The sequence below is a fragment of the Bradyrhizobium sp. CCBAU 25338 genome, from assembly GCF_028128965.1.
GTDB classification, from domain to species: Bacteria; Pseudomonadota; Alphaproteobacteria; order Rhizobiales; family Xanthobacteraceae; genus Bradyrhizobium; species Bradyrhizobium liaoningense.
Genome location: NZ_LFKY01000041.1, coordinates 244,666 through 258,149 on the forward strand (window position 1 = coordinate 244,666; position 13,484 = coordinate 258,149).

Consider the following 13,484-nt stretch of genomic DNA (forward strand, 5'->3'; position numbering starts at 1 on the left):
GGGCTCGCGAAGCGAGAGCCCGGAATCCATCGGGCAACAGAGTCGGCGGAGAAATGGATTCCGGGCTCGTGCTGCGCACGCCCCGGAATGACGACGAGAGCTACGCGACGATCTTCTCCAACACGCCCATCAAGGCCTCCGGCGCCGTCACGTTCGGCGCATGGCTGGCATCGAGTTCGACGTAACGCCAGCCATCCTCGCTCTTCGTCCGCTTGGCGAACTGCCCGAACACGTCGCCCGGCGGGATGCGCGTGCAATAGATGTAGCTGCGCGGCATCGCCGGTTCGCCGTGCTCGAGCCTCAGCCTGGTCTCGAAGCACTTGATCGGCATAGGGACGCGGCGCGCATTGAGCCAGTCGAGATCGGCTTGGGGCGTGTCCGGCGGCGGCGGATTCGGCGGGATGCGATAGCCGTCGCCCGAGCTTGCTGCCCTTCGCATCGGCTCGCGGCCGCCCTCGTTGAGATCGAACAGCGACTGGCCATCGCGCGGCACGAAGGCGTCGAGATAGATCAGCTGCGTCACACGCTCGCGCGCGCGATCGGCGACGCCGGTCGCGACCATGCCGCCATAGCTATGGCCAAGCAGCACGATGTCGCTGAGATCCTCGAAGGCGATGACGTTGAGGATGTCCTGGATGTGCGTCTCCAGATCGATCGTGGGGCTTGCGAGATGCGCGCGCTCGCCGAGCCCGGTATAGGTCGGCGCCACCAGGCGATGGCCGGCCTGCGCCATCAGCGGATGCATCTTCTTCCAGGCCCATCCGCCGGACCAGGCGCCATGACAAAGCAGGAAGGTCTTCGCGCGTGCGGCCATCGGCGTTTCCATCGTTCTTGTTGGTACGACGGAGTGTAGCGGCCGGCGGCGCGATGTAAACGCCGCTCAGGCCGCGCGCGTATCCGCCTTCACCAGGACCGGCGCAAGCTCGGCTGCCTCGCGCCGCTGCTTGCTCGCCTCGAAACCGTGCATGCCGAGTTGCCATTGCAGCCCGACGATGGCGCCCTTGGTCGGTTGCAGCAGTGCGAGCGAGGCGAACAGCGTCACCGGCAGCCACACCGCGAGTTGCAACCATTCCGGCGGCGCATAGGCGGTCTCGACCGCGAGGATCGCCGGCACCACGAGATGGCCAACCACGACCATCACGAGATAGGCGGGAAAGTCGTCCGCGCGCTGGTGAAACAGCTCCTCGCCGCAATGGTCGCACGCGTCGGCCACTTTCAGGAAGCGACCGAACATGTGCCCTTCCCCGCAATTCGGACATTTGCCGCTGAAACCGCGCCACATCGCCTTTGCCAGAGAGACCGTCGCCATGACCACACCTCTTCCTTTTCGACGATCCATACAATAATATCTTGCATCCATACATTCAAAGGATATTGGGCTAAATTGCATGGATTGGACCCCTACAATCTCGGAGCTGAGCGGCCCGCGCTATCAGCGCATCGTCGATGCGATGGAGGCCGACATTGCTGCGGGCAGGCTGGTGCGCGGCCAGCAATTGCCGACGCAGCGCGCGCTCGCAAAAGCCCTCGGCATCGACCTCACCACGGTGACGCGCGCCTACACCGAGGCGCGGCGCCGCGGCATCATGGAAGCCCGGGTCGGACAGGGCTCGTTCGTGTCGGAGACCAGCGCGCGCCGCGCGGTCGACCTGCCGCATCCCGTCGCGATCGATCTTTCGATGAACGTGCCGCCGCATCCGCTGGAGGCGCAGCTCGACGAGCGCATCATCGCCGGCATGGAAGCCATCCGCGCGCAATCGGGCCTGACGGCGTATCTCAACTATCAGCCGCCCGGCGGCAGCACGCATGAGCGCGAGGTCGCGGCGCGCTGGATGCGCGCACGCGTTCCGCATGCGCAGGCCGACAGGCTCCTGATCTTCCCCGGGGCGCAAACCATCCTGTTCAACCTGCTCGCCCATCTCGCGCGGCCCGGCGACATCGTTCTGACGGAAGCCCTCACCTTCCCCGGCATCAAGGCCGCCGCGGCGCAGCTCGGCGTCAAGCTCGTCGGCGTCGCCATGGATGACGGCGGCATCCTGCCCGATGCGCTGGCGAAGGCGTGCCGCGCGCACCGGGCAAAGGCCGTCTACCTCATTCCGACGCTGCACAATCCGACCACCGCGACGCTGTCCGCCGAGCGGCGCAGTGCGATCGCAAAGATCATTTGCGATGCCGACACGACCTTGATTGAGGACGACGCCTACGGCCTGCTCGACCGCTCGGCATCGCCGATCGCGGGCCTCATTCCGGAGCGGACTTATCTTGCGACCACACTGTCAAAATGCATCGCGCCGGCGCTGCGCGTTGCCTACCTCGTGACGCCCGACAGCAGCGCGCAGCGGGACATGCGCACGTCCTTGCAGGCGACCGTGCAGATGCCGGCGCCATTGATGGTCGCGCTGGTGACGCATTGGATCGAAAGCGGCATTGCCGATCGCATCATCGCCGCCATCCGCAACGAGGCGGTCGGCCGCCAGCAGCTCGCGCAGCGCACGCTGAAGGGTTTTCAGTTCCTGGCCAGGCCCGCCGCCCATCATCTGTGGTTGCGGCTGCCGGAAGGCCGGCCCGAGATCGCGGCACATCTTCTGCGGAACGGACTTGCGGTCGTCGCAGGCGATGCCTTCACGGTCGATGGGGCACCGCCGCATGCGGCACGTGTCTCGCTGGGGGCGGCGCGGAACAGATCGGAATTGGCGGAGGCGCTGCGCATCCTGATCGGCGCGCTGCAGAAGCCTGCCGACACCAGGCAGATCGTCTAGATCATCGGCGATGACGGCGATGGCCGGAGCGCACGGGGGGTGCCACAGGTGACGGATAGGCCTGCGATGCATACGCATCGACCGGCGTTCCCCGCTGACCGAGAGCCGCACGCGCCGCAGGCGTGAGCTGGCCGCCGTTCAGCACATCGCGATCAGGATGAGCCGCCTGATAGGCCGCAGGCTCGGAAAACTGTGCCTGGGCCATTGTCGGCGTCAACGCGACCGCCAGCAGCGCGGCTGCTGCGGCAATCTTGGTGCGGGTCATGGTCATTCTCCATCATCGCATTGAGGACCGACCGATCCGGGCGCTTGATCGCGTCGGGCGGCCCCGGGATTGAAGTACGGCCATCATGTAGGCCTGTCTTCCGCGAAAGCCCGACGCGGCAGATCACGCTTGCGTACAGCATGGATTGACCTGCACGGCGGCAAGCATGCTATGCGAGCGATGGCGATCAACAACTCGGGATCGCCCCTTGCGACAAGGCTAATCTGTTGGAAACGCTCACCTACGTCCTGCTGCTGTTCGGCGCGCTGGCCGGCGGCTTCGTCTCGGGACTGGCCGGGTTCGGCACGGCGCTGATGGCGCTCGGCATCTGGCTCTACGTCCTGCCGCCCTCGCTCGCGGTACCGCTGGTGCTGATCTGCTCGGTGATCGCACAGACCTCGACGCTGCCCTCGATGTGGAAAAGCTTCGACCTCTCGCTGGTCTGGCCGTTCCTGATCGGAGGCCTGATCGGGGTGCCGCTCGGAACCATGATGGTCGCCACGGCCGATCCGAAGGTATTCAAGCTGAGCGTCGGCGTGCTGCTCCTGATCTTTTCGAGCGCGCTGTACCTCAACAAGAGGCCCCTCGCCTTCAAGTTCGGCGGCAGGATCGCCGACGGAGCGATCGGCTTTGCCGGCGGCATTCTCGGCGGCCTCGCCGGACTCTCGGGCCCGCTGCCGATCCTCTGGGCCAACATTCGCGGCTGGAACAAGCACGAGCGACGCGGCATCTTCCAGCTCTTCAACTTCACGGTGCTCGCCACCGCGCTGGTGCTGCAGACGGCGTCAGGCCTGGTCGAACTGAAAGTGGTCTGGCTCGCACTGGTCGCCTTTCCGGGCACGCTGATCGGCGCATGGGCCGGCGCCCGGGTCTATCACGCCCTGAGCGACAAGCATTTCGGCGATGTCGTGCTCGGCCTGTTGTTCCTGTCGGGCCTTGGCCTCGTCTGGAACAGTGTTGGCACACACTAAAGCGCGGGCGCGCGTGCGGGAGGCGTGACCGGGCTCGGACCCCGACGGCTCCATCGCTTGCTCCGGAGGAGGCAATACCAGCCGCCTGCCGAATTCGCGACGCAACAGCCACAGGCTCAACGCGGCCTGGAGCGTCGTCGCCGCGATCGACAGGTACCAGACGTGCTCGATGCGGAAACCCGGACGCGTCGAGAGCCAGATCGCCGGCAGCGAATAGGTGAACACGCGCGTCGCCGAGCTCAGCAGCACCGGCTTGGTATTGCCGAGGCCCTGGAACATGCTCGAGCAGGTGAAGATGAGACCCTGCGCCACCATGTTGAGCGAGATGATCCGCAGGAACAGGTAGGCGATCTCCATCGTCTCCCGGTCGTTGGAGAATCCGGCGAGCAGCAGCTCCGGCTTCAACTGCGCCAGCATCATGAAGCCGACCATCACGGCGCTGGTGATCAGCGCCGACTTGACGAAGGTTTCCCGCACGCGCGCGCCATTGCCGGCGCCGACATTCTGGCCGGCGATTGGCCCGGCCGCCAGCGCCACCGCAAGCGCCGGCATCTGGATCAGGCCGAGCACCCGCTGCCCGATGCCGAATCCGGCCTGCGCCGCCGCGCCGAAATCGCGCAGCACGTAGTAGACCACCGCCATGAAGATGAACATCATCGCGAACTCGCCGCCGGCCGGCAGGCCGACATTGAGAATGCGCATGAGATAACGCGGCTGTGGACGCCACTGCGTCGGATTGAAGGCGACATAGCGCTCGACCTTGCGGAAATAGACAAGCAGCATCAGCCCGCCGATGGCGACCGCGATCGAACTCGCCAGCCCTGCGCCGGCAACGCCGAGCGCGTAGCCGGTGCCCCAGCCCGAGATCAGCACGGGCGCCAGCGCGATGTTGATGATGACCGCGATGACCCGCACCAACATGGCCGGGCGCACGATGCCGGTCGCGCGCAGGGCGGATGCCGTCACCTGCATGACGAATTCCAGCGCGAGCGCCGGCATGAACCACAACAGATAAGTGGTCCCCGCCTCGATCGTGGCCTGGTCCGCGGCGACCGAACGCATGTAGGCGCGCGACAGCGCCGCTCCCGCGACCAGGGTCAACACGCCGAACAGCACCGACAACGCAACTGCCTGGTTGAAGATCAGATTGGCGTCGAGTCGATCCTTGCGCCCGACGGCGTGCGCGATCAGCGCCACCGTGCCGACGCCGAGCACCTGCATCAGCGCGTTGACGAGAAAGCCGGCATTGCCGGCCGCGGCGACGCCTGCCACGGCGGCATCGCCCAGGCCCGACACGAAGTACAGGTCGACCAGCTGGCAGACCATGATCGAGATCATGCCGGCCATGATCGGCGGCGTCATGGCCAGGATGTGTCTCACGATGGAGCCGTTCGCCAGATCTTTCATGTCATTCACCTATGGCGGCGTGACGTCGGGACATTCGCCCCGCCGCCGCGCGCCTCACTCCGCTGCGATCTGTCCGAGCTCCACCACCTGGCGCTCGAACAGGCCGCGATAGACGCCGTCTTGCCTGGCTGCGAGCATCGCATGCGTGCCTTGCTCGACGATCTCGCCGCGGTCGAACACCAGGATGCGATCGAGGCTCCTCACCGTCGACAGGCGATGCGCGATCACGATCGAGGTGCGGCCCTTCATCAGGCGCTCCATCGCCTGCTGGATCAGCGCCTCCGATTCCGAATCGAGGCTCGACGTCGCCTCGTCCAGGATCAGCACCGGCGCATCCGCCAGGAACGCGCGCGCCAGCGCCACGCGCTGCCGCTCGCCGCCCGACAGTTTCACGCCGCGCTCGCCGACCAGCGTGCCGTAGCCCTTCGGCAGGCGCAGGATGAAATCGTGCGCGTTGGCAAGCCGCGCCGCCTGCTCGATCGCTTCAAAGCTGGCGCCGGGCCGGCCATAGGCGATGTTCTCCGCAAGCGTGCGGTGGAACAGGATCGGCTCCTGCTGCACGATTGCGATCTGGCTGCGCAGCGATTGCTGCGTGGCGTGCGCGATGTCCTGCCCGTCGATCAGCACGCGACCGCCGGTGACGTCGTAGAGCCGCTGCACCAGCTTGACGAAGGTGGTCTTGCCCGAGCCGGAGCGTCCGACCAGGCCGACGCGTTCGCCGGCGCGGATCCTGACAGACAAGCCGTCGTACAGCGGCGCGCGATGGCCGCCATAGTGGAACGTGACGTCGTCGAATACGATCTCGCCGCCCTCGATCGCGATCGGCCGTGCGTCGGGAGCATCCGCAATGCCGATCGGCTCGTCATGGATCGCCACCAGTTCGTCCATGTCGTTGACCGAGCGCTGGAGGTTGTTGATGTGCATGCCGACGTCGCGCAAGTAGGCGTGAATGACGTAGTAGCTCGTCAGCACATAGGTGACGTCACCGGGCGAGGCGTGACCTGACATCCACAGCAGCACCGATCCGCCGATCACGGACGCGCGCAGGCACAGCAGCAAGGAAAGCTGCGACATCGCCGTGTAATTATAGCGATACCAGGTCCGCCGCACGCGCACGCGCCAGCGCTTGATGACACGGGAGAGCCGCGTGTCCTCGCGCAGCTCCGCGCCGAACGATTTTACCACCGCATTGCAGGTCAGCGCGTCCGCCAGCGTGCCGCCGACCTTGGTGTCCCAGGCATTGGAGATGCGCGCCGCCGGTGCGATGTAGCGGGTCGAGAACACCACCGTGATCGTGACGTAGAAGATCGCCCCGATCGCGATCACCAGGCCGAGCGAGGTCCAGTGCGCGCCGATCAGGATCATCGAGCCGACCAGCACCAGCAGCGACGGCGCGAGAGCCATCAGAATGGTGTCGTTGAGCAGGTCGAGCGCCCACATGCCGCGGGTGATCTTGCGGACCGTGGATCCGGCAAATGAGTTCGCATGCCAGTCGGTCGAGAAACGCTGTACGCGCGTGAACGCGTCCTGCGCGACGTCGGACATGATCTTGAGCGTGAACGGCACGATCGCCTGGAGACCGACGAGACGCAGCACCATCGAGGCCGCGCCCAGCGCCACGATGGCGCCGAACGCGACCAGCGCCGCGTGGCGCGCGTCGGGATCGGACGGACCGCGGGTCAGCGCATCGACCAGATGTCCCGAGAATACCGGCATGAACAGGTCGGCAATGGTCGCACCCAACAGCCCGCCGGCCACGATGAGGCCGCGCCCCGGCTGCTTCAGCCAGTGCCGGAACACGAAGGGCAGCACCACGCGAATCGCGGCGGGCTTCTTTGACAGAGCGGTCATGACATCATCCGGCCGCACACGCGGGCCGGCTCCATCGATGGACGCAAGCCGGCCGCGAAGGCCGGAACGGCGTCACTCAAAACTGATTTTGACTTGGGAAGCGGAGCGATCGGGACGCTGGGTCGAAACCTTGGCCCAATCGAAGCTGGCGGAAGAGGCCTCTAACAGGCCGCGTACATACCGAGCCAGAACATCATCGAGCGCGGGCGTACGATCTGCGAATGCGACGAAATCATGCAAATCCCTCCCGGTTCGAATGAATGAGGTGCGCTTTATAGATGTGCCGTTTGCGATTTGCAACGGGGCTCACGCGAGATCACGGATGAGTGTTGCAATTTGGTTCGCCTCGCCGCCGCACCAATCTCCGCCAATACTGGATCGCCCGGTCAAGCCGGGCGACGACAGCGAGCGTGGAGCAGGTTAGTGCGCGTCGCCGCCAGCGCCGAACGGCGAGGCCGGTCTGTTCAGCAGCGCGACCAGCAGGCTGAGGCCGAGATAGAACAGCGTCAGCATGAGGAAGGTGTCGCCGAAACTCATCACCACGGCCTGGCGATGCACGAGCTGGGAGAGCTGCTTCATCGCCATCAGCGTGGAATCACCGAGCCCCTGGAATTTCTGCATGAACATGGTCAGGGTTTCGGTCGCGGTCGCGTTGCCCCAGGTCACGCGTTCCTGCAGGCGGGCGATGTGCAGGTCGGTGCGGTCGTTGAGCACGGTGTTGATGACGGCAAGACCCACCGCGCCGCCGAGGTTGCGCATCAGGTTGAACAGGCCGCTCGCGTTCTTCACCCGGTCAGGTGGCAGCGTGCCGAGCGCGACGTTGTTGGTCGGCACCATCGCGAACATCATGCCGACGCCGCGCAGGATCTGCGGCACCAGCAGCTCGTAGAAATCGTATTCGCGGGTGATCCAGGTCATCTGGTAGGAGCCGATCGCGAACACGATGAGGCCGAACGCGATCATGTAGCGCATGTCGAGCGTGGCCATCAGCCGGCCGACCAGCGGCGCAACCAGGAACATGGTGATTCCGGAGACGAACATGGTCTCGCCGATCATCAGCGCGCTGTAGCCCCGCACCTGGGCGAGATAGAGCGGATAGATATAGGTCAGGCCGTAGAGGCCGATGCCGATGCAGAACTGCAGCGTGCAGCCGACGGCGAAATTGCGATCGGAGAAGGTACGCAAATTGACGATCGGCTCGTCCACCGTGAACACGCGCCAAAAGAAGGCGATCGCCGAGATCGCGCAGATCCAGGCGCAGATCGCGACCGAAGTATCCTGCATCCATTCATATTGCGGGCCTTCCTCGAGCACATATTCCAGCGTACCGAGGAAGCTGGCCATGAACAGCAGGCCCCACCAGTCGAAGCGGTCGAGCAGTTCGAAATGCGGCTCGTCGAAATCAACCAGCGCCAGCACGCCCAGGGTGATGCCGATGCCGGGCACGACGTTGATGAAGAACAGCCAGTTCCACGACATCAGGTCGGTGATGTAGCCGCCCACCGTCGGCCCGATGGTCGGCGCCAGCGTCGCGACGAGGCCGATGATGGGCCCGACGATGTGGAATTTCGTCCGCGGGAAGACGGTGTAAGCCGAGGCGAACACCGTCGGAATCATGCCGGCGCCGAGAAAGCCCTGAAGCGCGCGCCAGAGGATCATCTCCTCGATCGTGGTGGCAAAGCCGCAGAGCAGGCTCGCGGCGGTGAAGCCGGCCGCCGAGATCGCAAACAGCAGCCGCGTGCCGAAGGCGCGCGACAGAAAACCGGACAGCGGGATCGCGATCACCTCGGCGATCAGATAGGCGGTCTGAACCCAGGAGACTTCGCTGGAACTTGCCGACAGCCCGGCCTGGATCTCGCTGAGGGAAGCCGAGACGATCTGGATGTCCAGGATCGACATGAACATCCCGAACACCATGATGATGAACGCGAACAGCCGCTTCGGCGCGATGCGCTCTTCAGCGGCGGCCGCCATCATGGCGGGTGAAGCGGTGGTGGCGTTGGCCATGGTATCAGCCCGGGCTCCTTCACCTCTCCCGCAGGCGGGAGAGGGAGCGCACCTGTGCGCGGGGCAAGGGGACGGAGGACCTCATTGTACCGCCCCCTACTGCGGATGGACCGTGGGATCGTCGAGATCGACCTCGCTGTCGGCGTCGGCGGCGCCCTTGTTGGTGTCGACGGTCGCGTAGACCGACATGCCGGCGCGGAGCAGGTTCTGCTTCGCCACCGATTTCGGCACGCGGATGCGGACCGGCACGCGCTGCACGATCTTGGTGAAATTGCCGGTGGCGTTGTCCGGCGGCAGCAGCGTGAACACCGAGCCCGCACCCGCCGCGATGCTGTCGACGACGCCGGAGAACTTGCGCATGCCGTAGGCGTCGACCTTGATCGTCACCGGCTGGCCGGGGCGGATGCGCTTGAGCTGCGTTTCCTTGAAGTTGGCGTCGATATAGATGTCGTCGAGCGGCACGATGTTGCCGAGGCGCTGGCCGACCGCGACGAAGTCGCCGGTATTGACCAGGCGGTTGGAGAACGTGCCGTTGACCGGCGCGCGCACCGCGGTGAAGGCGAGGTCGCGCTCGGCCTTGGCGAGCGTGGTCTTGAGCTCGGCGAGCTGGGCCTGGGCCTCGGCCTGCTGCGCCCTGGCGACATCGACATTGCTGACGGCAACGTCGTAGGCGGCCTGCGCGGCCTTGACCGCGGCGGCGCCCTGATCGCGTCCGGCTTCCGAGCTCTCGAAGGTGGCGCGCGAGGCAAAGCCCTTGCTGCTCAGCGCCTGCTGGCGCTCATAATCGAGGTCGGCGCGCTTGAGGCCCGCTTCCGCGGAGACGAGCTGCGCCTTGGCCTGCGCGACCTGGCTGTCGAGCGCGGCGACCTGGCGACCGATGCGATCGATGGTGGCCTGCTGGGTCGCGATCTTGGTCGCGGCGGCTTCGACCGCGATCTTGTAGTCGCCGTCGTCGATGCGGAAGACGATGTCGCCGGCACGCACCGGCGTGTTGTCACCGGCGAGGATCGAGGCAATGTGGCCGGCAACGCGCGCGCCGAGCATCGTATTGTTGGCGCGGACATAGGCGTCGTCGGTGGAAATATAGAAGCGGCCGACCAGGGTGTAATAGCCGGCGTAGCTCGCGGCCGCGAGCGCGAGCACGAGGCCAACGCCCATCAGGACGAATTTGCGCTTGCCGGAGTTGCGCGCACCTGCGGCGGGTGCGCCTGACGCGGGTGCGGCCGGCTTGTCGGTCACGGGCTTTGGCGCCTCCGGGGTCGGACGTTTCGCTTCCTCGGCCACATGAGCGCGCAACTGTTCGGCATGGGGTGCGGATGTCTCGGACGCAGCATCATCCCCCGACTGCTGCTCCACCGCGTCCTGGCGAAGGACGCGAGCAGTCTGGTCTCTCGATACGGCCATAAAGGCCTCCCCCAAATATGTGCGATCGAGGGCGGCCGCTGCGCAGCCGGTTCCCTCTCGCTGATCCCAAGTACCATTGACCGAACCGTTCGGTCAATATAGACAATCTTCGCGGACAGACCATACGACCTCGAAGGCTTCATTCGGGTTTCAGGGACCTGATCCGGTCCAAAAACCTTCCGAGACTCTAAACCAATGGTTGTATTTGCCAACGAACATCCGCAGGTTGTCCATGAAGAGGACAGCTCCAAGCGCCGCCAGATCCTCGACGGCGCCCGCAAAGTGTTCATGGACCTCGGTTTCGATGGCGCCAGCATGGGCGAGATCGCGCGCGCGGCTCAGGTCTCGAAGGGCACGCTCTACGTCTACTTCGCCGACAAATGCGCGCTGTTCGAAGCCATCCTCGAGCAGGAAGCGCTCCAGCACGGCCAGGTCGTGTTCAATTTCGATCCCGCCCGTGATGCCAAGACCACGCTGAAGGAGTTTGGCCTCGCCTACCTTCACCTGGTCTGCCGGCCCGGTGGCGGATCGGCGATCCGCACCGTGATGGCGATCGCCGAACGCATGCCGGATGTCGGCCGCCGTTACTATGGACGCGTGCTCGACAAGTCCATCAACCGCCTCTCCGGCTATCTCAAGGCCCGCGTCGCTTCGGGCGATCTCGAGATCGACGATTGCGATCTTGCCGCCTCGCAGTTCATGGAGCTGTGCAAGGCCTCGCTGTTCCTGCCCTTCGTCTTCCAGGCCGCGCCCGCGCCCTCGGAACAGCGCATGACCGAGGTGGTCGACAGCGCAACGCGGATGTTCCTGGCGGCGTACAAGACGAAGTAGCAGCGCGTTGCGCATACGGGCCGGGCGGCACTATATTGCGGCCATGTCTCGTGATCTTCGCCCGCCGGTCGATATCCTCCACTACGAGATCGTCCAGGAACAGGCCTCGGCGCTTGGACGGATGGGCCGCGCACTCGAACAGAGCCTCACGCGTTTGCGCGAATTCGACGCTGCCCACGCATCCTCGGAGATGCCGGCCTCGATGCAGCCGGCCAGGCGCAAGCTGGTGATGGAAGCCGGCCACGCGCTTTGGATGTTCGTCGTCCAACGTGAGGCGTCCGGCTTGCGCGACAGCCGCCACATCATGCGCACCTACAACGTCCCGAGCGAGGTGCAGCGGTGCATGGGGCTGGCCCCTGCACCGTCGAAGCCGGCCTCGTAGCGAGATCGTAGCCCGCATGAGCGCAGCGACATGCGGGAGGACTGCCCCGGATATCGCTGCGCTCATCCGGACTACAAAGGAAGGCTACTCGTCGATGTACTCGTCTTCTTCGTGCTTGCGCGCCATGCTCTTGCGCGCACCCAGCGAGCCGGTGACGGAGGGATCGCGCGCATTGGCATAGGGCCTGCGCGACTGCGCGCGCGCGGCGACCTCCTCGCCGGACGCGGCGGCAGGTTGACAGATCAGGCGGCGGCTGGCGCGGCGCATCAGGTCGACGTGAATGTGATCGTAGTGAAAGACGTTCGAGCCCGGCGCGAGCACGGTGGTGAAATGCGCACACGCTCCCGATTGCACGTCGCGCAGGAAACCCTGTTCCTCCGGCATGCCGCGCCAGCCGTCCTTCACGGTGACGCGGCGGCCGTCGGCCAGCACGAAGGCGGAGATGTCGAGCGCGTTGCCGAAGGCGTGCTCGGAGATGTGAGCACGCGAATTGCCGTTCATGCCGCGGCAGGAATAGGCGGAGATCTGCCTGATCTCGGCGACGCGGACGCCGAACCAGCGCATCGCAGAAGGCTGCACGGTGTCGGCGAGCCAGCGGTCGAGCTCGGATACGATCGGGCAGGCGAGCGTCGCCGTCGGCCTGATCGCGACGGGACCGACGGTTGTGACGGGATTGCCCTGCGCAGGACCAAGACGCGGCAGCGGCTGCTGCGCAGGCGCCTGCGAGTAAGGCGCTGGCCGTGCCGGATAGCTCGGTGCATTCATGTAGCGCGCCGCACCCGCGGCATCGGTGCCGTCGGGCGGCAGGTCGATCTCGTCCTCCTGCGGCGCCACGCCGGGCGCGTTCAGCGATATCGGCCCGGTTGAGGTGCCATAGCCGACGGGCTGGCGCACCGCGCTCTGGGGATAGTTCGAGCCTTGCGGATAGGTCGATGACGGATCGTTCTGGCTCTGCGGATAGTTCGATCGCGGCTGCGTCACCGGCCAACGCGGCTGGCCGCCGATACTGGCCGGCGGGCGCAGCGCTTCGTCGGCAAAGCCATAGCTGCTCGAGGGTTCTCCGATGGCGGCGACCTTGAGCGGATACTCGGCACCGCACATGCCCGGGCCGGAGATCGGGTCGATGCGGACGAGATCCGGCCCCTCCTTCACCGCGCCCGATTTCAGGCATGCGGCTTCCGCCTCGGCCCGCCACGGTTCGCGTTCGGCCTGGAAGAAGCCGCGACCGCAACCCGCTAGCGAAACAAGGACGATGGAGCCGACGAGATACAAACGAACTCCGCGCGTCATGCGCGCACGTTCGGTGAATTTACTTAAAGACTCTTCAACACGTTGATTTCAGCCTTCCTTAACCATGGCGACCGCGCGCGCTGTCGGCTGCCGACGATGAGCGACAGCGAGACTGCCTTTTTCGCGAGGTGACTCTCTGTTAACCATGATGGTCGCGGCAGGGTGCGCGACCATCGGGAGCGACCTCATGACGTTCGCCAGCAGACTGGGCGTTATCACCGCCTACCTCGCCATGGCCTTCGTCGGCGCTATCGTCCTCGGCATGATCTAGAAGCGTTCACCGACCGCATCACAGCCTGCCATCAGGCCGCCGAGGC

12 protein-coding genes and 1 pseudogene are annotated in these 13,484 nt (G+C 65.6%); 5 read left to right on the forward strand and 8 right to left on the reverse strand.

The features are described 5' to 3' along the window. Positions 1 to 100: 100 nt before the first annotated feature. Positions 101 to 814 carry an alpha/beta fold hydrolase gene (locus ACM42_RS28145; protein WP_271530903.1) on the reverse strand — a complete coding sequence of 238 codons (714 nt, stop codon included), beginning with the start codon at positions 812 to 814 and terminating at the stop codon, positions 101 to 103. 66 nt (positions 815 to 880) lie between these two features. Further along, on the reverse strand, positions 881 to 1,309 hold the full coding sequence (locus ACM42_RS28150) for a DUF983 domain-containing protein (protein WP_271530904.1): 429 nt from the start codon (positions 1,307 to 1,309) through the stop codon (positions 881 to 883). A 79-nt stretch (positions 1,310 to 1,388) separates the two neighbouring features. Between ACM42_RS28150 and ACM42_RS28155 the strand changes: the two genes are divergently transcribed. Beyond that, on the forward strand, positions 1,389 to 2,759 hold the full coding sequence (locus ACM42_RS28155; protein WP_271530905.1) for an aminotransferase-like domain-containing protein: 1,371 nt from the start codon (positions 1,389 to 1,391) through the stop codon (positions 2,757 to 2,759). A 1-nt stretch (position 2,760) separates the two neighbouring features. On the opposite strand, the gene ACM42_RS28160 is transcribed toward ACM42_RS28155, so the two are convergent. After that, positions 2,761 to 3,024 carry a hypothetical protein gene (locus ACM42_RS28160; protein ID WP_271530906.1) on the reverse strand — a complete coding sequence of 88 codons (264 nt, stop codon included), beginning with the start codon at positions 3,022 to 3,024 and terminating at the stop codon, positions 2,761 to 2,763. 227 nt (positions 3,025 to 3,251) lie between these two features. Between ACM42_RS28160 and ACM42_RS28165 the strand changes: the two genes are divergently transcribed. After that, positions 3,252 to 3,995, forward strand: coding sequence for a sulfite exporter TauE/SafE family protein (locus ACM42_RS28165; RefSeq protein WP_028182074.1), 744 nt, complete (start codon positions 3,252 to 3,254; stop codon positions 3,993 to 3,995). On the opposite strand, the pseudogene ACM42_RS28170 reads toward ACM42_RS28165, so the two are convergent. From ACM42_RS28170 to ACM42_RS28185, 4 genes and pseudogenes are all read right to left on the reverse strand, one after another. Then, a pseudogene (locus ACM42_RS28170) lies at positions 3,992 to 5,402 on the reverse strand (MATE family efflux transporter). The gene ACM42_RS28165 and the pseudogene ACM42_RS28170 sit on opposite strands and share 4 nt — an antisense overlap. Before the next feature lie 54 nt (positions 5,403 to 5,456). Then, complete coding sequence (locus ACM42_RS28175) at positions 5,457 to 7,253, reverse strand: ABC transporter ATP-binding protein (protein WP_271530907.1); 1,797 nt, start codon at positions 7,251 to 7,253, stop codon at positions 5,457 to 5,459. A 420-nt stretch (positions 7,254 to 7,673) separates the two neighbouring features. Beyond that, positions 7,674 to 9,260 (reverse strand): DHA2 family efflux MFS transporter permease subunit, encoded by a 1,587-nt coding sequence (locus tag ACM42_RS28180; RefSeq protein ID WP_271530908.1) that lies wholly within the window; start codon positions 9,258 to 9,260, stop codon positions 7,674 to 7,676. Between the two features lie 96 nt (positions 9,261 to 9,356). Then, positions 9,357 to 10,664, reverse strand: coding sequence for an HlyD family secretion protein (locus tag ACM42_RS28185; RefSeq protein WP_271530909.1), 1,308 nt, complete (start codon positions 10,662 to 10,664; stop codon positions 9,357 to 9,359). A gap of 195 nt (positions 10,665 to 10,859) precedes the next feature. Between ACM42_RS28185 and ACM42_RS28190 the strand changes: the two genes are divergently transcribed. Next, complete coding sequence (locus ACM42_RS28190) at positions 10,860 to 11,495, forward strand: TetR/AcrR family transcriptional regulator (RefSeq protein WP_271530910.1); 636 nt, start codon at positions 10,860 to 10,862, stop codon at positions 11,493 to 11,495. A gap of 43 nt (positions 11,496 to 11,538) precedes the next feature. Further along, complete coding sequence (locus tag ACM42_RS28195) at positions 11,539 to 11,877, forward strand: DUF6665 family protein (RefSeq protein ID WP_271530911.1); 339 nt, start codon at positions 11,539 to 11,541, stop codon at positions 11,875 to 11,877. Between the two features lie 84 nt (positions 11,878 to 11,961). Here the strand turns inward: ACM42_RS28195 and ACM42_RS28200 are convergent, their stop codons facing one another. Continuing rightward, positions 11,962 to 13,167 carry an extensin-like domain-containing protein gene (locus ACM42_RS28200; RefSeq protein ID WP_271530912.1) on the reverse strand — a complete coding sequence of 402 codons (1,206 nt, stop codon included), beginning with the start codon at positions 13,165 to 13,167 and terminating at the stop codon, positions 11,962 to 11,964. 145 nt (positions 13,168 to 13,312) lie between these two features. On the opposite strand from ACM42_RS28200, the gene ACM42_RS28205 reads away from it, so the two are divergent. After that, positions 13,313 to 13,438, forward strand: a complete 126-nt coding sequence (locus tag ACM42_RS28205; RefSeq protein ID WP_271530913.1) for a hypothetical protein — start codon at positions 13,313 to 13,315, stop codon at positions 13,436 to 13,438. The last annotated feature ends 46 nt before the right edge of the window (positions 13,439 to 13,484 follow it).